This is a genomic window from Pseudomonas veronii (assembly GCF_001439695.1).
GTDB classification, from domain to species: Bacteria; Pseudomonadota; Gammaproteobacteria; order Pseudomonadales; family Pseudomonadaceae; genus Aquipseudomonas; species Aquipseudomonas veronii.
Genome location: NZ_JYLL01000003.1, coordinates 247,046 through 267,942, shown reverse-complemented (window position 1 = coordinate 267,942; position 20,897 = coordinate 247,046). Strand labels below are relative to the sequence as shown.

Here is a 20,897-nt window from a genome sequence, read left to right as displayed (position 1 = left end):
TGCGGCGCGGCCTCATTAAGCCAAAAGCTTAATTTCCCCCCTCCATAAATGATTACGTCATTCCTATATGAATCTGACTGAACTCAAGCAAAAGCCGATTACCGAACTGCTCGAATTGGCCGAACAGATGGGCATAGAAAATATGGCCCGTTCGCGCAAGCAGGACGTGATTTTCTCCTTGCTCAAAAAGCACGCGAAAAGCGGCGAGGAAATCTCCGGTGATGGCGTGCTGGAGATTCTCCAGGACGGCTTCGGCTTCCTCCGCTCTGCAGACGCTTCCTATCTCGCCGGCCCAGACGATATCTACGTCTCGCCGAGCCAGATCCGCCGCTTCAACTTGCGCACCGGTGACACCATCGTTGGCAAGATCCGTCCTCCGAAGGAAGGCGAGCGTTATTTCGCCCTGCTCAAGGTCGACACGATCAACTTCGATCGTCCAGAGAACGCGAAAAACAAGATTCTCTTCGAGAACCTGACCCCGCTGTTCCCGACCGTGCGAATGAAGATGGAAGCCGGCAACGGTTCCACCGAAGACTTGACCGGTCGTGTGATCGACCTGTGCGCCCCAATCGGCAAGGGCCAGCGCGGCCTGATCGTCGCACCGCCGAAAGCCGGTAAGACCATCATGCTGCAGAACATTGCAGCGAACATCGCACGTAACAACCCTGAAGTTCACCTGATCGTGCTGCTGATCGATGAACGTCCGGAAGAAGTGACCGAAATGCAGCGCACCGTGCGCGGCGAAGTGGTTGCCTCGACGTTCGATGAGCCGCCAACCCGTCACGTGCAGGTTGCCGAAATGGTGATCGAGAAGGCCAAGCGCCTGGTCGAACACAAGAAAGACGTGGTGATCCTGCTCGACTCCATCACCCGTCTGGCCCGTGCCTACAACACCGTGATCCCGAGCTCCGGCAAGGTATTGACCGGTGGTGTCGATGCCCACGCCCTGGAGAAACCGAAACGTTTCTTCGGCGCCGCGCGGAATATCGAAGAAGGCGGCTCGCTGACCATCATCGCCACCGCGCTGGTTGAAACCGGCTCGAAGATGGATGAAGTGATCTACGAAGAGTTCAAGGGTACCGGCAACATGGAACTGCCCCTGGACCGTCGTATCGCTGAAAAGCGTGTGTTCCCGGCGATCAACATCAACCGCTCCGGCACCCGCCGTGAAGAGTTGCTGACAGCCGACGACGAACTGCAGCGCATGTGGATTCTGCGCAAGCTGCTGCACCCGATGGATGAAGTCGCGGCCATCGAGTTCCTGATCGACAAGCTGAAAACCACCAAGACCAACGACGAGTTCTTCCTGTCGATGAAGCGTAAGTAATACGACGTTTCAGGTCCAAAAAAATGGCGTCCTTCGGGGCGCCATTTTTTTTGTATCTAGAAAGGGAGGTTTGAGCGCTTAAAGTGTCAGTTAAGAAACAAAAGGATGAGCGAGGCTACGCTCGTTCCCATTCGTTTCTGGCTGACTCTGGATTTATGACCATTCTTGCTTACCGAAGAGACATTGATGGCTTGCGTGCTGTCGCTGTCCTCGCAGTCGTGCTGTTCCACTTTGGCGTTCCGGGTGTTACTGGCGGCTTTGTGGGGGTCGATGTTTTTTTTGTGATTTCCGGCTTCCTGATTACCTCGATCATCTGGCGCGAACGCCAGGCCGGGCGTTTCAGTTTCGTGGGCTTCTGGGCGCGCCGTGCCCGGCGTATCTTGCCGGCGTTGTTCGTGATGATGGCCGCGACACTGGCCGTGGGCTGGTTTTTGCTGGCGCCCAAGGACTATGAAGAGCTGGGGCGGTCGGCGCACTACCAGGTGATCTTCACCTCTAACCTGCTGTTTTCACGCCAGCACGGTTATTTCGATGCTGCCTCCGACATCAAGCCCTTGCTGCACACCTGGTCGCTGGCGGTGGAGGAGCAGTTCTACATCCTGTTCCCGCTGCTGCTGGCCCTGCTTTCAAGCCGTTTGAAACACTGGCGCCTGGCGTTGTTCGCGGTGCTGCTGGTGTCGTTTGGCATGAGTGTCTGGGCGGTTTCCCATCAGCCGCAGAAAGCCTTCTACCTGCTGCATATGCGTGCCTGGGAATTGCTGGCCGGCGCCATGCTGGCGGTCATGCCGAAGGTTGAGTGGCGCGCCTCGCCGCCCCTGGCGCAAGCGGTCAGCCTGGCTTCCCTGGCATTGATCCTGGCCGCCATATTCGGTTTCGACCGGCATACACCGTTCCCTGGCGCGGCCGCTTTGCTGCCGGTGCTGGGCGTGGTCGGGTTGATCTGGGCCAATGGGCAGCAAGCCACCTGGGTCGGGCGGCTACTGAGTTCGCGGCTGATGGTGGGCCTGGGGCTTATTTCTTATTCCTGGTACCTGTGGCATTGGCCGGTGTTCGTGTACGCCAACTACGCAGCGGTTGATGGCTTGAGCGTGGCTGAATTGGCCGGGTTGATGCTGCTGAGCCTGGTGCTGGGTTATTTGTCCTGGCGCTTCGTGGAGACGCCGTTCCGGGAAAAGCGCCTGCTGGCCGGGCGCAAGGCGATCCTGGCTGGCGCCGCGGCCGGCATTTTGTGTCTCGGCCTTACTGGCCTGGCATTGCGGGAAGCTGATGGCGTGCCGTGGCGCCTGTCCGAACAGGCATTGCGTTATGCCCAGGCGAAGAAGTGGAGCCCGGAGCTGACGGCCTGCCTGGCGGACAAGAACACCCCGGATGAGCGGCTGTTCTGCCATTTCGGCCCACAAAGCCACTCGGTGTCCGCGCTGGTCTGGGGCGACAGCCACGCCACCGCATTGATTCCGGCGCTGAAGGATGCGGCCAAACGGCACGATATCAGTCTGGTCCAGGCCAGTTTCGCCGGTTGCGTACCGTTGGACGGTCTGGAGAACATCACCCAGTGCGCGCATTTCAACCAGCGCGTCGAGCAGGCCCTGGCCGAACAGTCGTTCAGCGATGTGGTGCTGGCGGCGCGCTGGAGCCTGTACCTCTATGGGCAGATATCGGGCGACAAGGAACATGCGCTCAAAGACCCGGGCACCGGCAAGTACGTGCGTGCCGTGGCCGAGCAGCGTTTCGAACAGGGCCTGCGTGAACGCATCCAGGGGCTGCGTGCCGCCGGGCACCATGTGTGGCTGATCAAGGAAGCACCGCTGCAGGAAATCATCGTGCCGTACCGCCTCAGTCGCCTGGCCATGATGCACCGGCCGGTGGACGGCGAAGGGCTCCCCGTGGCGGAGCACGAGAAGCGCCAGGCCTTTATCACTCGACTGTTTGACGAGCTGGCCGCCGCCGACAGTGGCGTCACCGTGCTGGACCCCGCGCCCCTGCTGTGCGGCGCCGACGGCCTGTGCCGGGTCGAGCTCGACGGCCGCGCGCTGTACACCGACGATAACCACCTCTCCGACGTCGGCGCGCGACACGTCCAGGCGTTCCTGGAACCGCTGTTCCGTTCGCTGCAATCACGGGGGCTGACGGCCAATTAAGCTGCCAGCCGTCCTCAGAGCAGGTAGGATGTACGCCTATTTTACGGGTGGCATGGTTAATGAAATTCAAGGATCTTCGGGATTTCGTGCAGCAACTTGAGCAGCGCGGAGAGTTGAAACGCATCCACGTGCCGGTTTCGCCGGTGCTGGAAATGACTGAGATTTGCGACCGTACCCTGCGCAACAAGGGCCCGGCGCTGCTGTTCGAGAACCCGACCGGTTTTGATATCCCGGTGCTCGGCAACCTGTTCGGCACCCCCGATCGCGTGGCCTTTGGCATGGGCGCCGAGTCGGTCAGCGAATTGCGCGAGATCGGCAAGTTGCTGGCGTTCCTCAAGGAGCCCGAGCCACCCAAGGGCTTGAAGGACGCCTGGTCGAAGCTGCCGATCTTCCGCAAGATCATTGCCATGGCGCCCAAGGTGGTCAAGGACGCGGTGTGCCAGGAAGTGGTCATCGAAGGCGATGACGTCGACCTGGGCATGCTGCCGGTGCAGACCTGCTGGCCCGGCGATGTCGGCCCGCTGATCACCTGGGGCCTGACCGTCACCAAGGGCCCGAACAAGGATCGCCAGAACCTCGGCATCTACCGTCAGCAAGTGATCGGCCGCAACAAGGTGATCATGCGTTGGCTGAGCCACCGCGGCGGCGCGCTGGACTTCCGTGAATGGTGCGAAAAGCACCCCGGCAAGCCGTTCCCGGTCTCCGTGGCCCTGGGCGCCGACCCGGCCACCATCCTCGGCGCCGTGACCCCGGTGCCGGACAGCCTGTCCGAATACGCCTTCGCCGGCCTGCTGCGCGGCAACCGCACCGAGCTGGTGAAGTGCCGTGGCAACGACCTGCAAGTGCCGGCCACCGCGGAAATCATCCTCGAAGGCGTGATCCACCCCGGCGAAATGGCCGACGAAGGCCCCTACGGCGACCACACCGGCTACTACAACGAAGTCGACAGCTTCCCGGTGTTCACCGTCGAGCGCATCACTCATCGGATCAAGCCGATCTACCACAGTACCTACACCGGCCGTCCGCCGGATGAGCCGGCGATTCTCGGTGTGGCGCTGAACGAAGTGTTCGTGCCGATCCTGCAGAAGCAGTTCCCGGAAATCACCGACTTCTACCTGCCGCCGGAAGGCTGTTCGTACCGCATGGCCATCGTGACCATGAAGAAGTCGTACCCAGGCCATGCCAAGCGGGTCATGCTCGGCGTGTGGTCGTTTTTGCGACAGTTCATGTACACCAAGTTCGTTATCGTCACCGACGACGACATCAACGCCCGCGACTGGAACGACGTGATCTGGGCCATCACCACGCGCATGGACCCCAAGCGCGACACGGTGATGATCGACAACACGCCGATCGACTACCTCGACTTCGCCTCGCCGGTCTCGGGCCTGGGCTCGAAGATGGGCCTGGATGCCACGCACAAATGGCCGGGTGAGACCACCCGCGAGTGGGGCAGGGTGATCGTCAAGGACGAAGCCGTGACGGCGCGTGTCGATGCGATCTGGAAAGAGTTGGGAATAGATTGATGCGTGTGACCCTGCAACCTTCCGGCGCCGTATTGGAGCTGGTCCCCGGTGAGCGAATCCTCGAAGGTGCGCGCCGCCTGGGCTACGAATGCCCGCAAGCCTGTCGCAATGGCGTGTGCCACGTGTGCGCGGCGCTGTTGGTGGACGGCCGGGTGCGGCAGTCCGGTGAAATACGCGACCACGGGGAGTTCTACACCTGCATCGCCGAGCCGCTGGAGGATTGTGTGGTGTTGTGGGATGGCGTGCTGGCGCCGGGAGAGTTGCCGTTGCGCAAGTTGTCGTGCCAAGTGAGTGAATGCGTGCAAGTCGGTGGCGATGTATGGCGCGTGCGCTTGCTCGCCCCGGCCGGCAAGGCCGTGCGTTACCACGCCGGGCAATACCTGATGATTGAACGGGATAACGGCGAGAAGTCGGCGTTTTCCCTGGCTTCGGCGCCCCACGCCGGACGCGAACTGGAACTGCACGTGCTGGCCCGCGAGGACAGCGCGCGCAATCTGATCGAGCAATTGCAGCGCAACCGGATGGCCCGCATTGAGCTGCCGTTTGGCGATACCCACCTGGCCGAGCTGCCCGATGGGCCGTTGGTGCTGATCGCCGCGGGCACCGGCATGGCGCAGATGCACAGCCTGATCGAGCACTGCCGCGCCACCGGCTTCAAACACCCGGTGCATCTGTATTGGGGCGTGCGGCGTCCGGAAGATTTCTACGAGATCGAGCATTGGGATCAATGGCAGCAGCTGCCCAACCTGTTCTTGCACAAAGTGGTCAGTGACCTGTGCGGCTGGGAAGGACGCTGTGGGCTGTTGCATGAAGCGGTGTGCGAAGACATCCACGACCTCAAAGGCGTGCATGTCTACGCCAGCGGTTCACCGGCGATGATCTACGGCACATTGGATGCGCTGGTGGCTGCGGGCATGGATGCACACCAGATGCGCGCCGACGTATTCGCCTACGCCCCGCGGCCCTGAAACCTACGCCGGCTCTGGTGGAGGAGCTGGCGTTGCTGTCAGAAACGCACGCCGGTCGTGATCATCGCCGCATTGAACCCCAGCAGCACCAACTCCGCCGCCACCGGCCCGTAATGGGTGCCCACGGACGGTATGATCACCGGCGCCACGCCGAAACGGTTCAACGGGATTTTGTCGCGGTACTTGCCGCGATAGCCCTGGATCGCCCCGCCGGTCAGTTTCAGATACACCGGATAGTCGGTCATGTCATAGCGTTTGCCCGCGTAGACGTAGTACGAGCGTTGGCTGAACGAGTTGCGGAACGTCGCCGCCCCATACACCAAACCTGACGCTTCATTGCGCTCCAGGCCAAGCAAATCCTGGTTGTTGTTGTGGTCCGGGTCGGGGGAGAAGTGCCGGGTGTAGACGCTGGTCTGCGCATACCAGAAGCCCTTGTCATCGTCGACGGGCGGGGTTTCGACAGCGAGAGCGGTGGTGGCCTGGGCCAGGAGCAGCAGGCCCGGCAATCGTAATTTTTTCATAGGTGCGACCTCGAGTAATCGGTGTGAGGGGTGACCGACTGAGTCGTGCCAGCTGCGCTATTTTGACGGTCAAGCGCTTTGCCGGGCTGAACCGGAGCTGAAAATACTGGGATTGCTTCTGGAGAATGCGGTGGTCGTTCAGCCTATTGTACTTTTTTGCCGTATGGTCACAGCAGCGCGTTTTATTACGGTAGAGTTGCTAACAATTGGTAACACATAGGAGGCGAGCCACTTTTCGCCATGACCGCCATCGAATCCGATCTTTTGCAATTGGCTTACCCTCCGCGGCTCGATCTGGGACCGCAACTCACGCACGAACAGTTGATGAACTCGATGCAGGCCACCATGGCCCGGCATAAGGGCGGGCCGGTCTGGCTATTCGCTTACGGTTCGCTGATCTGGCGGCCGGAATGTTCATCGACCGAGCGGGTTCGGGCGCGAGTCCATGGCTATCACCGTGGTTTGTACCTGTGGTCCCACGAGCATCGGGGTACGCCGGAGTTGCCCGGGTTGGTGTTCGGCCTGGATCGTGGCGGCTCGTGCAGCGGGTTTGCCTACCGCCTGCCGGAAGATCAGTTAGAAGCCTCGCTGTACGCCTTGTGGCAGCGCGAAATGCCTTACCCCTCCTATCGGCCGCACTGGCTCAGTTGCCGTCTGGAAGATGGCAGTCGGGTGCAGGCATTGGGGTTTGTATTGGAGCGGCACCTGCCGAGCTACGCTGGCAATCTGCCCGACATCGTGCTCAGCCACGTGCTGCAAAGCGCTTGCGGGCGTTACGGCACGACGCGCGATTATGTCGAGCAGACCGTCAACGCCCTGCGCAGCCACGCCATGCCAGACAAAAACCTGGAGGCGCGGCTCAAGCGTTGTGCCAAGGATTGCTCAGGCGATTAACGCGCCAAACGCAGGAAATATGAGCCAATGCATGTTCTCTACGAACATGTCGCGAATAGACAGGTGATGGTCGAGGACACCGCCCCTCCCACATTCAAGCGCATTTCACCTCGGCAGGCGGGTTTGCACGACCACCTTACCCACCGCCTTGCGCTGCCCCAGGTCATTGATCGCCTGGGCCGCCTGTTCCAGCGGATACACCTGCGACACCAGCGGTTTCAACTTGCCCTCGGCATACCAACCAAACAGCTGCTGGAAGTTTGCCGCATTGTCCTGCGGCTGGCGCTGGGCGAACGCGCCCCAGAACACTCCGACCACGGCCGCGCCCTTGAGCAGCGCCAGGTTCACCGGCAGCTCCGGAATGCGCCCGCTGGCAAAACCCACCACCAACAGGCGGCCGTTCCAGGCGATGGCGCGGATGGCCTGGTCAAACAAGTCGCCGCCCACCGGGTCGTAGATCACGTCGGCGCCGTTCCCGTCGGTCAGACGCTTGACCTCATCTTTCAGGCTGGCTTCGCTGTAGTTGATCAGCTCATCGGCGCCGGCAGCCTTGGCCACCGCCAGTTTGTCGGCGCTGCTGGCGGCGGCGATGACCCGGGCGCCCATGGCCTTGCCGATTTCCACGGCAGCCAGGCCCACGCCGCCGGAGGCGCCGAGGACCAGCAAGGTTTCGCCGGGTTGCAGGTTGGCCCGTTGCTTCAGCGCATGCATCGAGGTGCCGTAGGTCATGCTGAACGCGGCGGCGGTGTTGAAGCCCATGCTGGGCGGGATCGGCAGCACGTTATAGCCGGGCACCGCGACCTGCTCGGCAAAACTGCCCCAGCCGGTCAGGGCCATCACGCGGTCTCCAACCTTCAGGTGGCTGACCTTTTCCCCCACTTCACTGACCACGCCCGCCGCTTCGCCACCCGGCGAGAACGGGAACGGCGGCTTGAATTGGTACTTGCCCTCGATGATCAGCGTGTCCGGGAAGTTGACCCCGGCGGCATGCACGTCCAACAGGATTTCGTTCTTCTTGATCGCCGGGCTGGCGATGTCTTCCAGCACCAGGGTTTCGGCGGGGCCGAAGGCTTTGCACAGCACAGCTTTCATCGGACTATTCCTTTTGGTGTCGTGGCCGATAAGTGTAGGAGGGTATGCCCGTGGGTCAACGAGCATGCCCGGGCCTGATAAGTCGCCATAAGCTTGTGCTCTGCCTTGCTAGCGTTATGCTACTGGGCTACCGAATGTGAGGAATGAACTGTGAAAGCGTGGATTCTGTTGATGCTGGCCCTGACCTTGCCAATGGCGGCCCAGGCGCAAGAGGCGAAAGAAGGCGAGGCGCCGAAGGTCAGCTATATCAGCCTGGCCCCGCCGTTCGTGGGCAACTATGGCTTGGACGGTACGTCCAAGCTCAAGGTGTACAAGGCCGATATCGCTCTGCGCGTGACCGGCACCGAAGCGGCCGCCGCCATCAAAGCCAACGATGCGTTGATTCGTAATCAACTGGTGGCGCTGTTCACCCAGCAAACCAACGAGACCATGAGCACGGTTGAGGGTAAGGAAAAACTGCGCCAGGAAGCCCTGAAGCAGACCCAGCAAGTGATGAACGACGAAACCGGCAAGCCGGTGGTGGAAGACCTGTTGTTCAACAACCTGATCATCCAATAGTCACGGCGCGACGATCGCAAGCAAGCCCGCTCCCACAAGGGAATGCGTTCCACCTGTGAGAGCAGGCTTGCCTGCGATAGCGGCCGGGCAGGCACCTCAAGACGCCAGGCTCTTGCGGAACCGCGCCAGCGCCACCAAAAAGAACAGCAAGCCAATTCCCGCCAGCGCCAGCATGTCCGGCCACACCACGCTCATGCCCGCATCGCGGAACAGGATCGCCGCGCTCAGGCTCACAAAGTGCGTCGACGGCGAGGCCTGCATCACCCACTGCAACCATTCGGGCATGCTGTCCAGCGGCGTGCTGCCGCCGGAGAGCAACAGCATCGGGATGATCACTGGGATTGCCAGCAAGCCGAACTGCGGCGTCGAGCGGGCGAGGGTGGCGAGGAAGATCCCCAGGGCGGTGCTGGCAAACAGGTACAGCGCGGTCACGAACAGAAACAGGCTCAGCGACCCGGCCAGCGGCACGCCGAGCATGCCCTTGACCACCACTTCCAGTGACACCCAGGTACACAGCACCACCACCAGCAGGTTGCTCCAGATTTTCGCCAGCATGATTTCCAGCGCCGTCAGCGGCAGCACCAGCAAATGGTCGAGGGTGCCATGTTCGCGCTCGCGCAGCAGCGCGGTGCCGGTGAGCACGATGGCGAGGATGGTGATGTTGTTGACGATCTGGATGACTGCGAGGAACCAGCCGCCCTCCAGGTTGGTATTGAACAGCGCCCGCGTTGTCAGCAACGCCGGCGCTTTGCTGGCGGAGTCGGCCTGGCCGCTGTAGGTCAGCAGCTCGCGTTGGAAAATCCGTGAGATGTAGCCGGCGCCCATGAACGCCTGGCTCATCGCCGTGGCATCGACGTTCACCTGCACATCGGGCTCGCGACCGGCTAACAGGTCGGCCTGGAAATTCGCCGGTACGTTGATCACGAACGTGTACTGGCCGCTGTCCATGACCTTATCCAACTGGTCATACGCCAACGGCACGGGTGACTGGAACTCGGGCGGCTGCAACGCCTCGGCCATCTGCCGCGAGATCGCGCTGTGGTCCTCGTCGACAAACGCCACGCTGGCGTTGTGTACGCCAATCACCGAGCCGGCCGCGGGCATGTAGATCGCGACCGTGAAGGCGTAGAACAGAAACAGCAGCAGCACGCTGTCGTGGCGCAGGCTGGTCAGTTCCTTGATCCCCAGGCGCAGGATGTGCGCGAACTTATGCATCAAGCCTCCTGCTTCTTCAGCATGATCAGGCTAAGCCCGGTAAACCCGAGGAAAAACCCGAACAGCGCCAGGCACTGCGGCCACAGTTGCCGCAGGTCGAGGGCCTTGGTGAACGTGCCCACCGCAATATCGAGAAAGTGCCCCGCCGGAAACAGCGTGCCCATCACCGCCGCCGCGCCTTCCAGGGACGAACGCGGCACGATCAGCCCGGAGAACTGAATGGTCGGCAGGCTGGTGATGATCATGGTGCCGAGGATCGCGGCGATCTGGGTGCGGGTGAACGCGGAAATCAGCAGGCCCATGCTGGTGGTGGCGAGCACGTACAGCAGGCCGCCGAACGCCAGGGTCAGGCCGCTGCCCTTGAACGGCACGCCGAACAGCCAGCGGTTCATCGCGACCAGCACCGCCAGGTTGATCAGGCTCACGGCCAGGTACGGGGTCTGTTTGCCCAGCAGGAATTCCAGGCGGGTCAGGGGCGTGGCGTAGAAGTTGGTGATCGAACCCAGCTCCTTTTCGCGCACGATGCCCAGGGCGGTGAGCATCGCCGGGATGAAGGCGAGGATCAGTGCCATCACGCCTGGGCCGATGGCGTTCACACTGACCACATCCTGGTTGTAGCGAAAGCGGGTTTCGAGCTTGGCCGCGCCTTGGCTGTTCTGCGGCTGGCTGCTCAGCTCGGCCAGTTGCTGCAGGTTGGCCTGGTGGACCGCTTCTACATAGTTCCGGCTGGTTTCCGCGCGAAACGGCATGCCGCCGTCGAGCCAGGCCGCCACGCTGGGTTGGCGGCCGGCGTAGAGGTCACGACCAAAACCGGGCGGGATTTCCAGGGCCAGTTTGATTTCCGAACGTTGCAGGCGCCGGTGCAGCTCGTTGGCATCCTGGATCGGCGTTTGTTCGGCGAAATAGCGTGAGCCGCGAAACGCCTCCAGGTAGGCGCGGCTTTGCGGGGTCTGGTCCTGGTCGTAGACGGCGAAGGCGAGGTTTTCCACGTCCAGGGAAATGCCGTAGCCGAAGATCACCATCATGAACATCGCCCCGAGCAGGGCGAAGGCCATACGCACCTTGTCGCGCAGCAGTTCCTTGCCTTCACGGCTGGCCACGGCCAGCAGGCGCGACAGGCTGAAGCCGCGCTTGCTCACCGGCGGCGTGCTGGTTTCGCTGACGGTGGCGGTGGGCGCGGTAGGTTCGGCCTCGCCCTGGGCTTGCTCCAGGCACGTGACGAACGCGGCTTCGAGGGTGTCGCCGTGGAATTGCTGCTGCAGCGCGTCGGGCGTGTCGCAGGCGAGCACCTTGCCGGCGTGCATCAGGGAGATGCGGTCGCAACGCTGGGCTTCGTTCATGAAGTGGGTGGACAGAAAGATCGTCACCCCTTGTTCGCGCGACAGTTCGATCAGCAGCCGCCAGAAGTCATCCCGCGCCGCCGGGTCGACGCCCGAGGTCGGCTCATCGAGGATCAGCACTTCAGGACGATGCAGCACCGCCACGGCCAACGACAAGCGCTGACGCAAGCCGAGGGGCAGTTCGCCCGACGGCTGCTCGGCCACCTCGCTGAGGTCGAAACGCTGGATCAGCTCGTCGATCCGCTTGCCGCTGTCGACTTTGGGCAAATCGAACAACTGCGCGTGCAGCACCAGGTTCTGAAGCACGCTGAGTTCGCCATACAGCGAAAAGCTCTGCGACATGAAACCCACACGCTTGCGGGTGGCCAGGTCCTTGGCGTTCACCGGGTTGCCCAGCAACGTGGCACTGCCCTCGGTGGCCGGCATCAGGCCGGTGAGGACTTTCATGGTGGTGGTCTTGCCGCAGCCGTTGGAGCCGAGAAAACCGAAGATCTCGCCCCGGCCGATGGCGAAGCTGACTTTATCGACGGCAGTGAAGTCGCCAAAGCGCAGGGTCAGGTCGTGGGCTTCGATGGCGATATCGGTGTTGTTGCCTGCGCGCGGCGGGATGACCAGCGGCTGATTGTCGTGGGCGCTGTCGCCCTGGAAGTGGGTGAAGGCTTCGTCCAGTTTGCCGCTGGGGGTCACTGCCGCCAGCTCACTGCTCAAACCGTCGGCGATCAGTTTGCCGCGGTCGAGCATCAGGCAATGCTCAAACTGCTCGGCCTCTTCCATGTAGGCCGTGGCCACCAGCAGCGTCAGTTGCGGGCGCTCGCTGCGCACGGTTTCGACCAGCTCCCAGAAGCGCCGACGGGACAGCGGGTCGACCCCGGTGGTGGGCTCGTCGAGGATCAGCAGGTCCGGGTCGTGGATCAGCGCGCAGCACAGGCCGAGTTTCTGCTTCATCCCGCCGGAGAGTTTGCCGGCCGGCCGTTCGGCGAAGCGCTCGAGGTCGGTGGCCAGCAGCAGGTTGTGCATGCGCTGGTCGCAATCGGCTTTGGACAGGCCGAACAGCGTCGCAAAGAAGCGGATGTTTTCGCGGATGGACAGTTCGGGGTACAGGTTGCCGCCCAGGCCTTGAGGCATGAAGGCGATGCGCGGGTACAGGCTGTTGCGGTGGCGGCGGTTGGCGATGGAGCCGCCGAGCACCTCCAGTTGGCCGTCCTGGAGTTTTTTAACCCCGGCGATCAAGCCCAGCAGGCTCGACTTGCCGGCGCCATCCGGGCCGATCAGCCCGCAGCGCGTGCCGGCGGGCAGGCTGAAGGCGATATCGACCAGCGCCTGTTGTTTGCCGTAGCGGTGCTGGATGCCGGTGGCGTGCAGCGCCAGATCGGTCATTGCAGGTTGGCCGGCCATGGGATGTCAGCCGTGCGAATGTAGCCGGCGCCGGGCATGCCCGGTTTGGCCTGCGGCACGGCGCTGGGTTGGGTCAGGCGCAATTTGACGCGGAATACCAGTTTCTGGCGTTCATCGCGGGTCTCCACCTCTTTGGGGGTGAACTGCGATTTGGCCGCGACGAAGCTGATTTTGGCCGGCAGCGATTGGCCGGGGAGCGCGTCGAGGAGGATGCGCGCATCGCTGCCGACGGTCAGGGCGCCGGTCACCGAGGCGGGCAGGTAGAGGTTCATGTACTGATCCTCGGGGTCGATCAGCAGCAATACGCGCCCGCCGGCGCCGAGCACTTCGCCCGGCTCGGCCAGGCGCAGTTGGATAATGCCGTCGATGGGCGCGCGCAGGCTGCTGTCGTCGATTTCGCTGGTGAGCTGCGCCACCTGGGCCTGGGCGGCGCCGATCGCGGCCTTGGCCGAATTGACCTGGGCCTGGGCGGCGACCACGGCCGCATTCCCGGTGTTCTGGCGCGACTGTTGTTGGTCGATCAGTTGGCCACTGGCGAAGCCGCGTTTGTACAGCTCCTGGGTCCGCTGGAGTTCCTGGTGGGCAAGCAGTTGTTCGCTCTGACGCAATTGCACATTGGCCTCGGCGGCGGCGAGGTTTTCCCTGGCCCGCAGCACTTCGGCTTCGGCCTGGGCGCGCTGGGCTTCCAGGGTGCGGGTGTCCATGCGCGCGAGCAGTTGGCCCTTGAGTACCTTGTCGCCTTCATCCACCCGCACTTCTTCCAGACGCCCGGGGATCTTGGCGGCGATCTGCACTTCGGTGGATTCCAGGCGGCCATTACCCATGCTCAAGCCTTCGGGCAGACGGTCCTGGGTGGATTTCCAGTAACCGAAACCGCCGGCGGCGAGCAGCAACACAATCAGGAGGGTGGCAAACAGCTGGGAGGTGCGGTGGTTCGTGGACATAGATGCTTCCTGCGGTGTTAGCGTCCTAGTCTGACGGGTTCGGCCCGAGGGCGCTTGATGCGGGTCAAATGAAGCGCAAGCCTAACCCGGTTGCGCTGCAGATGCATGCGTCGGGCGCGTGACTGCAAGGTTCTGCGGTTCAGCCCAGCGCGAGGACCGCCGACCATTGCTCGGCGGTCACCGGCATCACTGACAGACGGCTGCCTTTTTGCACCAGGGGCAGTTCGGCCAGGGCGATTTGCTGCTTCAGATAGCCCAGGCCGAGCACCTTGGGAAACGTCTGGACGTGGGCCACGTCGATCGCGCTCCACGGGTTTTTGTCCGGGCTGGCCTTGGCGTCGAAATAGTGGCTGGAAGGTTCCAGCGCGGTGGGGTCGGGATACGCCGCCACGACGATTTTGCCGATGCCGGCAATGCCAGGCTCGGGGCAGCTGGAGTGGTAGAAGAAAAACTCATCGCCCACCGCCATCGCACGCAGAAAGTTGCGCGCCTGATAGTTGCGAACCCCGTCCCATCGCGCTTCGCCGAGGTGTTCCAGGCCGGTGATGGAGAGTTCGTCGGGCTCGGATTTCATCAGCCAGTAGGCCATTGGGGGGCTCCTGAAAAAGGCGTTGGACAGGTTGTGGGGCAATTGCATGACAAACCGACGGTCGGTTGGCGTCAAGGTTTGCGTGTTGGTTCACGTTAACGCAGAATGCCGGGATTTTAAGCTTGACGCAGCTGCAACGGACTACTTTGGAACGTTGTTGTCATCGTGTACGAGGTGCCTGAAGGGGGGCAATCGATGCAACGCAAACCGGATTTACTATGGATACTGGTTATTTTGTTTGGTCTGGGCGTCGTGACCACCGGGTATGCGCAAAGCTTATGGTCGAACAAGACCGATGCGCCCGTTGAACTGACCCAGCAGCCGCTACAACCGTTCAAGCGTTAACCCTTCTTCAGGGCGTCGCGGGTTCCAGCGACGCCTGTGCGATATACCACTGCTTATCGGTGACGGTGCCCGCCAACGGCACATCCCAACTCGCCTGCACCAGCTGTTCGACTTTCTGGCATTCATGGGCCAGGCCCAGCAGCGTCGGCTTGCGCCAGTGCTGGCGGCGCGCCAGGTAAGCCAGGCTGCGGTCATAAAAACCGCCACCCATGCCCAGCCGTCCCCCCGCGTCATCGAACCCCACCAACGGCAATAGCACCAGGTCCAGCGCCAAGACCTTGCGCTGGCGGCGGACATTCACTCGTGGTTCAAGTATGCGAAAGCGATTGGGCTGCAACTTCTCCCCGGGGCGAACGCGCTGGAACACCATCTTGGTCCGTGGCCAGGCGCTGAGCACCGGCAGGTAAGTGGCCTTGCCCCGCCGCTGAGCCGCACGCAGCAGCAAGCGCGGATCGATTTCACCGTCCGTCGGCAGATACAGGGAAATATGCTTGGCCCGGCGAAACAGCGGGTGCTGTGCCAGTTGCCGATACACGCCTTGGGCGGCTTTTCGCTGCTCGCTTGGCGTGAGTGCGCGGCGGGCGTTGCGCAACATGCGTCGAAGTTGCGGACGGGAAAGCGGCGCAGGTTCGGTCATGGTTTTTCGGCTCATAAAACAATGCCAGTCCTGGGACTGGCATTGAGTTTGGGATTCAGGCTCCCCGACAGAACCGCTGTCGACTAAGCCCTTGAACCCGAAAGTTCAAGGTGGAAGAAGCAGTAGGCTTTAAGGCTTTCCGTCTAGCGGACATGCACACCAGCCAAACGTGCAACTTCCAGGGTAGTGCGAATCGGCTCCGGGACATCGCCGACTGGCAAGCACGCCAGGGAGTGGGGCGAGTATACCTTAAACAGATGCGGCAATCAGCCCTTGGATGTGTCGGAATCGTTGGACAGTGCCAGGTCCACACGCTCCAGCAGGTCACGTACCTGCTCGCGCGTCGAGCCGCTGGCCTGCACGTCCGGGCGCTCCTGCTTATGCAGCAGATCGTGGGTGATATTCAACGCGGCCATCACGGCGATGCGGTCGGCGCCGATCACTTTGCCGCTGCTGCGGATTTCACGCATCTTGCCGTCCAGGTAGCGGGCGGCGCTCACCAGGTTGCTGCGCTCTTCCTGGGGGCAGATGATCGAATATTCTTTGTCGAGAATCTGCACGGTGACGCTATTGCTTGAACTCATGAGTCTTGCTCCAGGGCCTTCAGGCGCGAAATCATCGACTCGACCTTACGCCGGGCGATTTCGTTTTTTTCAATGAGGTGAGCGCGTTCCTCGCGCCAGGTCTTTTCCTGAGCTAATAGGAGTCCGTTTTGCCTCTTTAGTTGCTCGACCCGATCAATTAGCAATTCGAGTCTGGCCATCAGCGCTTGCAGGTCGGTGTCTTCCATTGGGTTCCACTGGATTTGTCTGATGAATGGCAACTGCAGGATAAACGATCTGACGCCCTTGATAGTCTGGTGCGTCTGCCGGTGCTAGGATACAGCGCTTCATTCTAGACATTGCGCCGTCTGGCGCCTAGCTCACCATGCCCATTCAGAACTCCCCGTACGATGCTTTTACCAAACTGCTGAGCTCCAGCGGTCATCCTTGCTCGCCCGCCGAACTGCACGGCGTGTTGCTGGGCCGCAGTTGCACCGGTGTTGGCTTTGACGCCGACAACTGGCTGGCCGATGTGGCTGAACTGCTGGAAACCGAGCCCTCCGAGAACGTGCGTAACGCGCTGATCGGCCTGCAGGAAATGGTCAAGGGCGAGCTGACCGGTGATGACGTCACCGTGGTCCTGCTGCTGCCGACCGACGATGCACCGCTCACCGAACGTGCTGCCGCGCTGGGCCAATGGTGCCAGGGCTTCCTCCATGGCTTTGGCGTGAATGCCGGCGGCCTGGAGCTGAGCACCGACGCCAAGGAAGTGCTGCAGGACCTGGCGGCCATCTCCCAGGTGCAAGATGCCCTGGAAGAATCCGAAGACGGCGAAGGCGACTACATGGAAGTCATGGAATACCTGCGCGTCGCGCCGCTGCTGCTGTTCACCGAGACCAAGAAGTCCGCTGAACCGGCCACCCCCAAGCCGTCGCTGCACTGAGAAAGGAAGCCCGTCTGCCCATGATCCATATCCCGAAAGCGGAATACACCCGTCGCCGCAAGGCGCTCATGGCGCAGATGGAACCCAACAGTATCGCGATCCTGCCGGCCGCCGCGGTGGCCATCCGCAATCGCGATGTCGAACATGTCTACCGCCAGGACAGCGATTTCCAGTACCTGAGCGGCTTCCCCGAGCCCGAAGCGGTGATCGTGCTGATGCCCGGTCGCCCGCACGGCGAGTACGTGCTGTTCTGTCGCGAACGCAATGCCGAGCGCGAACTGTGGGACGGCTTGCGTGCCGGTACCGAAGGCGCGATCCGTGATTTCGGCGCCGACGATGCCTTCCCCATCACCGATATCCACGACATCCTGCCCGGCCTGATCGAAGGCCGCGACCGGGTGTATTCGGCGATGGGCAGCAATGCCGAGTTCGACCGGCACCTGATGGAGTGGATCAACATCATCCGCTCCAAAGCGCACCTGGGCGCCCAGCCGCCGAACGAATTCGTTGCCCTGGATCATCTGCTCCACGATATGCGCCTGTATAAATCGGCGGCGGAAGTGAAGGTGATGCGCGAAGCTGCGCGGATTTCCTGCGCCGCCCACGTGCGGGCCATGCAGGCCAGCCGCGCCGGCTTGCGCGAGTTCAGCCTCGAAGCCGAGCTGGATTACGAGTTCCGCAAAGGCGGCGCGAAGATGCCGGCCTATGGCTCCATCGTCGCCGCCGGGCGCAACAGTTGCATCCTGCATTACCAGCAGAATGACGCGCTGCTCAAGGACGGCGACCTGGTGCTGATCGACGCCGGTTGCGAGATCGACTGCTACGCCAGCGACATCACCCGCACCTGGCCGGTCAACGGCAAGTTTTCGCCCGAGCAACAGGCGATCTATGAAGTCGTGCTGGCCGCCCAGGAAGCCGCCTTCGCCGAGATTGCACCGAACAAGCATTGGAACCAGGCCCATGAGGCCACCGTGCAGGTCATCACTGCCGGGCTGGTGAGGCTGGGGTTGCTGCAAGGGGACGTTGACGAACTGATCGCCGGCGAAGCCTACAAACCGTTCTACATGCACCGCGCCGGCCATTGGCTGGGGATGGATGTGCATGATGTCGGCGAGTACAAAGTGGGCGGTGAATGGCGTGTGCTGGAGGTCGGCATGACGTTGACCGTGGAGCCGGGGATCTATATTTCGCCGGACAACCAGAGCGTGGCAAAGAAATGGCGTGGCATCGGCGTACGCATCGAGGACGACGTGGTAGTGACCAAGCAAGGCTGTGACATTCTGACCGGCGGCGTGCCCAAGACCGTCGCCGACATCGAAGCGTTGATGGCGGCCGCCCGATGAGCCGGGTCAACCTGGCCATTATCGGCGGCGGCCTGGTGGGCGCGAGCCTGGCGTTGGCGCTGCAGGACGGGGCCAAGGCGCGGGGCTGGAAGATCCTGCTGATCGAACCCTTCGCACCGGGCGACAGCTACCAGCCGAGCTACGACGCACGCTCTTCGGCGCTGTCCTATGGCGCGCGGCAGATCTATCAGCGTCTGGGTCTGTGGCAGGCCATCTCCCGCCGCGCCGAGCCGATCAAGCAGATCCATGTGTCGGACCGCGGGCGCTTCTCCACCGCGCGCTTATCCGCCATGGAAGAGGGCGTGCCGGCCCTCGGCTACGTGGTGGAGAATGCCTGGCTCGGCCAATGCCTGTGGCAAGGCCTGGATAAGGACGTGGTCAGTTGGCGTTGCCCGGCCGAAGTCACGCGCATGGAGCCGCTGCCCGATGGCTATCGCCTGACCCTCAACGACGAAACCGTGCTGGAGTGCGACCTGGCGGTGCTGGCCGACGGCGGTCGCTCCGGCCTGCGCGAGCAACTGGGGATCGGCGTGAAATCCCGCCCGTACAACCAGAGCGCGCTGATCGCCAATATCACCCCGAGCGAAGCCCACAACGGCGAAGCCTTCGAGCGCTTCACCGATGAAGGCCCGATGGCCCTGCTGCCGCTGCCGGACAACCGCTGCGCGCTGGTCTGGACCCGTGCCGGCATGGACGCCCAGCGCCTGGCCAACCTGGATGAGCGCAGTTTCCTCAGTGAATTGCAGGGCGTGTTCGGCTACCGCCTGGGCACCTTGAAGCAGGTCGGTGCGCGGCATCTGTACCCGCTGACCCTGGTGGAAGCCGAAGAACAAGTGCGCTCGCACCTGGCGATCCTCGGCAATGCCGCCCACAGCCTGCACCCGATTGCCGGGCAGGGCTTCAACCTGTCCCTGCGCGATGCGAATGCCTTGGCCGAGGCCTTGCTGGCCGGGCCGGCGGTGCCGGGTGACCTGGCGACCTTGCAGGCATATCGCGAGCGGCAGCGCATGGATCAAACGCTGACCGTGGGTTTCTCCGATCAGGTCACGCGCCTGTTCGGCAGCGCCCAGCCGCTGGTCGCACTGGGGCGCAACATGGGCCTGCTGGGCCTCGACCTGCTGCCGCCGGCGAAACGCTGGTTCGCCCGTCAAGCCATGGGCCTGGGCACGCGTCCCGATGCGTAGCCGCGACTACATCGTTCGGGACGGGATGAGATTAACCCTTTACGTGCGGCGCAAGCCGCCAGCGAGACAGGCTTAAAGCATGGATATGCGCGCAGATGTGCTGATTGTCGGGGCCGGAATGGTCGGGAGCGCCCTGGCGCTGGCGTTGCAGGGCAGTGGCCTGCAGGTGCTGCTGCTCGACGGCAGCCCGCTGAGCGTCAAGCCGTTCGAGCCTGACGCGGCTTTCGAGCCGCGGGTGAGCGCCTTGTCGGCCGCCAGCCAGCGCATCCTTGAGCGCCTTGGCGTGTGGGATGGCATCGTCGCACGGCGCGCCAGCCCGTATGGCGAGATGCAGGTGTGGGACGGCAGCGGCACCGGGCAGATCCATTTTTCGGCGGCCAGCGTGCATGCCGAAGTGCTCGGGCATATCGTCGAAAACCGCGTGGTCCAGGATGCCTTGCTCGATCGCCTGCACGACTGCGACCTGGGCCTGCTGGCCAATGCGCGCCTGGAACAGATGCGCCGCTCCGGCGATGACTGGCTGCTGACCCTGGCCGACGGCCGCACACTGCGTGCGCCGCTGGTGGTCGCCGCCGATGGCGCCAACTCCGCGGTGCGCCGTCTGACCGGCACCGCGACCCGCGAATGGGATTACTTGCACAACGCTATCGTCACCAGCGTGCGCAGCAGCCAACCGCACCGGCGCACCGCCTGGCAACGCTTTACCGACACCGGCCCGCTGGCGTTTTTGCCGCTGGTGCGGGATGGGCAGGAGGACTGGTGTTCGATCGTCTGGTCGACCACGCCGGCTGAGTCCGCGCGCCTGATGGCGTTGGATGAGGAAAACTTCTGCCGTGAGCTGGAGCGTGCCTTCGAAGGGCGCCTGGGCACGGTGCTCAGCGCCGACCCGCGTGTGTGTGTGCCCCTGCGCCAGCGCCACGCCAAACGTTATGTGGCCGAAGGCCTGGCGTTGATCGGCGATGCGGCCCACGTGATCCATCCATTGGCGGGGCAGGGGGTGAACCTCGGTTTTCTCGATGCGGCGGTGCTGGCCGAGGTGCTGCTATCGGCGAGCGAACGCGGCGAACGCCTGGCGGATGTGAAAGTGCTGAGCCGTTACGAGCGTCGACGCATGCCGCACAACCTGGCGCTGATGGCAGCGATGGAAGGTTTCGAGCGCTTGTTCCAGGCCGACCAGCTGCCGTTGCGTTGGCTGCGCAATGCCGGCTTGAAGGTGGTCGACCAGATGCCGGAAGCCAAGGCGATCTTCGTGCGCCAGGCCCTTGGCTTGAGCGGGGATCTGCCGGAACTGGCCAGGCCCTGACACACCCTGCAGCCCGGGCCTGCCCGCGATGAGGCGATACGTCGCAGTGCCGAACGCGGCTTTGCAACATCTCGTAACGCCTTACTCGAGTGA

Annotated in this window: 20 protein-coding genes and 1 other RNA gene; 11 read left to right on the top strand and 10 right to left on the bottom strand. The window is 62.8% G+C overall.

From position 1 onward, the window contains the following. The first annotated feature begins 67 nt into the window (after positions 1-67). From rho to TU80_RS05555, 4 genes are all read left to right on the top strand, one after another. Positions 68-1,327, top strand: a complete 1,260-nt coding sequence (gene rho, locus TU80_RS05570; protein WP_017845130.1) for a transcription termination factor Rho — start codon at positions 68-70, stop codon at positions 1,325-1,327. Between the two features lie 155 nt (positions 1,328-1,482). Then, positions 1,483-3,465, top strand: a complete 1,983-nt coding sequence (locus tag TU80_RS05565) for an acyltransferase family protein (RefSeq protein WP_057003994.1) — start codon at positions 1,483-1,485, stop codon at positions 3,463-3,465. Positions 3,466-3,524: 59 nt separating this feature from the next. Further along, entirely contained in the window at positions 3,525-4,991 is a 1,467-nt protein-coding gene (gene ubiD / locus TU80_RS05560) for a 4-hydroxy-3-polyprenylbenzoate decarboxylase (RefSeq protein ID WP_046381692.1), read from the top strand. After that, positions 4,991-5,959, top strand: coding sequence for a CDP-6-deoxy-delta-3,4-glucoseen reductase (locus TU80_RS05555; protein ID WP_057003993.1), 969 nt, complete (start codon positions 4,991-4,993; stop codon positions 5,957-5,959). The genes ubiD and TU80_RS05555 overlap by 1 nt, the downstream gene beginning before the upstream one ends. A 38-nt stretch (positions 5,960-5,997) precedes the next feature. On the opposite strand, the gene TU80_RS05550 is transcribed toward TU80_RS05555, so the two are convergent. Next, positions 5,998-6,480: a hypothetical protein gene (locus TU80_RS05550; protein WP_017845122.1), complete on the bottom strand. Its 483-nt coding sequence runs from the start codon at positions 6,478-6,480 to the stop codon at positions 5,998-6,000. Positions 6,481-6,720: 240 nt separating this feature from the next. Between TU80_RS05550 and TU80_RS05545 the strand changes: the two genes are divergently transcribed. Then, positions 6,721-7,374: a gamma-glutamylcyclotransferase gene (locus TU80_RS05545; RefSeq protein WP_017845121.1), complete on the top strand. Its 654-nt coding sequence runs from the start codon at positions 6,721-6,723 to the stop codon at positions 7,372-7,374. Positions 7,375-7,479: 105 nt separating this feature from the next. Here the strand turns inward: TU80_RS05545 and TU80_RS05540 are convergent, their stop codons facing one another. Further along, positions 7,480-8,466 carry an NADPH:quinone oxidoreductase family protein gene (locus TU80_RS05540; RefSeq protein WP_017845120.1) on the bottom strand — a complete coding sequence of 329 codons (987 nt, stop codon included), beginning with the start codon at positions 8,464-8,466 and terminating at the stop codon, positions 7,480-7,482. Positions 8,467-8,616: 150 nt separating this feature from the next. Between TU80_RS05540 and TU80_RS05535 the strand changes: the two genes are divergently transcribed. Then, a complete protein-coding gene (locus TU80_RS05535) occupies positions 8,617-9,024 on the top strand; it encodes a flagellar basal body-associated protein FliL (protein WP_046488859.1) in 408 nt (135 codons plus the stop codon). A gap of 96 nt (positions 9,025-9,120) precedes the next feature. Here the strand turns inward: TU80_RS05535 and TU80_RS05530 are convergent, their stop codons facing one another. From TU80_RS05530 to TU80_RS05515, 4 genes are all read right to left on the bottom strand, one after another. After that, a complete protein-coding gene (locus TU80_RS05530) occupies positions 9,121-10,239 on the bottom strand; it encodes an ABC transporter permease (protein ID WP_057003992.1) in 1,119 nt (372 codons plus the stop codon). Beyond that, the gene (rbbA, locus tag TU80_RS05525) at positions 10,239-12,956 is read right to left on the bottom strand and encodes a ribosome-associated ATPase/putative transporter RbbA (RefSeq protein WP_057004028.1); all 2,718 of its coding nucleotides are present in this window, start codon (positions 12,954-12,956) and stop codon (positions 10,239-10,241) included. Before rbbA ends, TU80_RS05530 begins: the two co-directional genes overlap by 1 nt. Continuing rightward, positions 12,953-13,918: an HlyD family secretion protein gene (locus TU80_RS05520; protein ID WP_057003991.1), complete on the bottom strand. Its 966-nt coding sequence runs from the start codon at positions 13,916-13,918 to the stop codon at positions 12,953-12,955. Before TU80_RS05520 ends, rbbA begins: the two co-directional genes overlap by 4 nt. 139 nt (positions 13,919-14,057) lie before the next feature. Beyond that, positions 14,058-14,507, bottom strand: coding sequence for an EVE domain-containing protein (locus TU80_RS05515; protein WP_057003990.1), 450 nt, complete (start codon positions 14,505-14,507; stop codon positions 14,058-14,060). A gap of 195 nt (positions 14,508-14,702) precedes the next feature. Here TU80_RS05515 and TU80_RS33010 point away from each other — a divergent pair, with 195 nt between their 5' ends. Next, positions 14,703-14,852 (top strand): hypothetical protein, encoded by a 150-nt coding sequence (locus TU80_RS33010; protein WP_090234720.1) that lies wholly within the window; start codon positions 14,703-14,705, stop codon positions 14,850-14,852. A 7-nt stretch (positions 14,853-14,859) separates the two neighbouring features. On the opposite strand, the gene TU80_RS05510 is transcribed toward TU80_RS33010, so the two are convergent. The 4 genes from TU80_RS05510 to TU80_RS05500 all read right to left on the bottom strand — a co-directional run bounded on the left by TU80_RS05510 (position 14,860) and on the right by TU80_RS05500 (position 16,279). Further along, positions 14,860-15,489, bottom strand: a complete 630-nt coding sequence (locus tag TU80_RS05510; protein WP_057003989.1) for a 5-formyltetrahydrofolate cyclo-ligase — start codon at positions 15,487-15,489, stop codon at positions 14,860-14,862. Between the two features lie 57 nt (positions 15,490-15,546). Beyond that, a non-coding RNA gene (gene ssrS / locus TU80_RS31335) (6S RNA) lies at positions 15,547-15,725 on the bottom strand. 30 nt (positions 15,726-15,755) lie between these two features. Next, positions 15,756-16,073 carry a cell division protein ZapA gene (locus TU80_RS05505; RefSeq protein ID WP_017845112.1) on the bottom strand — a complete coding sequence of 106 codons (318 nt, stop codon included), beginning with the start codon at positions 16,071-16,073 and terminating at the stop codon, positions 15,756-15,758. Continuing rightward, complete coding sequence (locus TU80_RS05500; protein ID WP_017845111.1) at positions 16,070-16,279, bottom strand: TIGR02449 family protein; 210 nt, start codon at positions 16,277-16,279, stop codon at positions 16,070-16,072. Before TU80_RS05500 ends, TU80_RS05505 begins: the two co-directional genes overlap by 4 nt. Positions 16,280-16,416: 137 nt before the next feature. Here TU80_RS05500 and TU80_RS05495 point away from each other — a divergent pair, with 137 nt between their 5' ends. The 4 genes from TU80_RS05495 (at position 16,417) to TU80_RS05480 (ending at position 20,804) form a co-directional block, all read left to right on the top strand. Then, positions 16,417-16,974, top strand: coding sequence for a YecA/YgfB family protein (locus tag TU80_RS05495; RefSeq protein ID WP_017845110.1), 558 nt, complete (start codon positions 16,417-16,419; stop codon positions 16,972-16,974). Between the two features lie 20 nt (positions 16,975-16,994). Further along, a complete protein-coding gene (gene pepP / locus TU80_RS05490; RefSeq protein WP_046381697.1) occupies positions 16,995-18,317 on the top strand; it encodes a Xaa-Pro aminopeptidase in 1,323 nt (440 codons plus the stop codon). Further along, positions 18,314-19,501, top strand: a complete 1,188-nt coding sequence (gene ubiH, locus TU80_RS05485; RefSeq protein ID WP_046381698.1) for a 2-octaprenyl-6-methoxyphenyl hydroxylase — start codon at positions 18,314-18,316, stop codon at positions 19,499-19,501. Before pepP ends, ubiH begins: the two co-directional genes overlap by 4 nt. 85 nt (positions 19,502-19,586) lie before the next feature. Continuing rightward, on the top strand, positions 19,587-20,804 hold the full coding sequence (locus TU80_RS05480; RefSeq protein ID WP_164887041.1) for a 2-octaprenyl-3-methyl-6-methoxy-1,4-benzoquinol hydroxylase: 1,218 nt from the start codon (positions 19,587-19,589) through the stop codon (positions 20,802-20,804). The last annotated feature ends 93 nt before the right edge of the window (positions 20,805-20,897 follow it).

Coding starts and splice junctions, on each gene's coding strand:
- rho (WP_017845130.1), top strand. CDS start 68: ATGAATCTGACTGAACTCAAGCAAAAGCCGATTACCGAACTGCTCGAA.
- TU80_RS05565 (WP_057003994.1), top strand. CDS start 1,483: ATGACCATTCTTGCTTACCGAAGAGACATTGATGGCTTGCGTGCTGTC.
- ubiD (WP_046381692.1), top strand. CDS start 3,525: ATGAAATTCAAGGATCTTCGGGATTTCGTGCAGCAACTTGAGCAGCGC.
- TU80_RS05555 (WP_057003993.1), top strand. CDS start 4,991: ATGCGTGTGACCCTGCAACCTTCCGGCGCCGTATTGGAGCTGGTCCCC.
- TU80_RS05550 (WP_017845122.1), bottom strand. CDS start 6,480: ATGAAAAAATTACGATTGCCGGGCCTGCTGCTCCTGGCCCAGGCCACC.
- TU80_RS05545 (WP_017845121.1), top strand. CDS start 6,721: ATGACCGCCATCGAATCCGATCTTTTGCAATTGGCTTACCCTCCGCGG.
- TU80_RS05540 (WP_017845120.1), bottom strand. CDS start 8,466: ATGAAAGCTGTGCTGTGCAAAGCCTTCGGCCCCGCCGAAACCCTGGTG.
- TU80_RS05530 (WP_057003992.1), bottom strand. CDS start 10,239: ATGCATAAGTTCGCGCACATCCTGCGCCTGGGGATCAAGGAACTGACC.
- rbbA (WP_057004028.1), bottom strand. CDS start 12,956: ATGACCGATCTGGCGCTGCACGCCACCGGCATCCAGCACCGCTACGGC.
- TU80_RS05520 (WP_057003991.1), bottom strand. CDS start 13,918: ATGTCCACGAACCACCGCACCTCCCAGCTGTTTGCCACCCTCCTGATT.
- TU80_RS05515 (WP_057003990.1), bottom strand. CDS start 14,507: ATGGCCTACTGGCTGATGAAATCCGAGCCCGACGAACTCTCCATCACC.
- TU80_RS33010 (WP_090234720.1), top strand. CDS start 14,703: ATGCAACGCAAACCGGATTTACTATGGATACTGGTTATTTTGTTTGGT.
- TU80_RS05510 (WP_057003989.1), bottom strand. CDS start 15,489: ATGACCGAACCTGCGCCGCTTTCCCGTCCGCAACTTCGACGCATGTTG.
- TU80_RS05505 (WP_017845112.1), bottom strand. CDS start 16,073: ATGAGTTCAAGCAATAGCGTCACCGTGCAGATTCTCGACAAAGAATAT.
- TU80_RS05500 (WP_017845111.1), bottom strand. CDS start 16,279: ATGGAAGACACCGACCTGCAAGCGCTGATGGCCAGACTCGAATTGCTA.
- TU80_RS05495 (WP_017845110.1), top strand. CDS start 16,417: ATGCCCATTCAGAACTCCCCGTACGATGCTTTTACCAAACTGCTGAGC.
- pepP (WP_046381697.1), top strand. CDS start 16,995: ATGATCCATATCCCGAAAGCGGAATACACCCGTCGCCGCAAGGCGCTC.
- ubiH (WP_046381698.1), top strand. CDS start 18,314: ATGAGCCGGGTCAACCTGGCCATTATCGGCGGCGGCCTGGTGGGCGCG.
- TU80_RS05480 (WP_164887041.1), top strand. CDS start 19,587: ATGCGCGCAGATGTGCTGATTGTCGGGGCCGGAATGGTCGGGAGCGCC.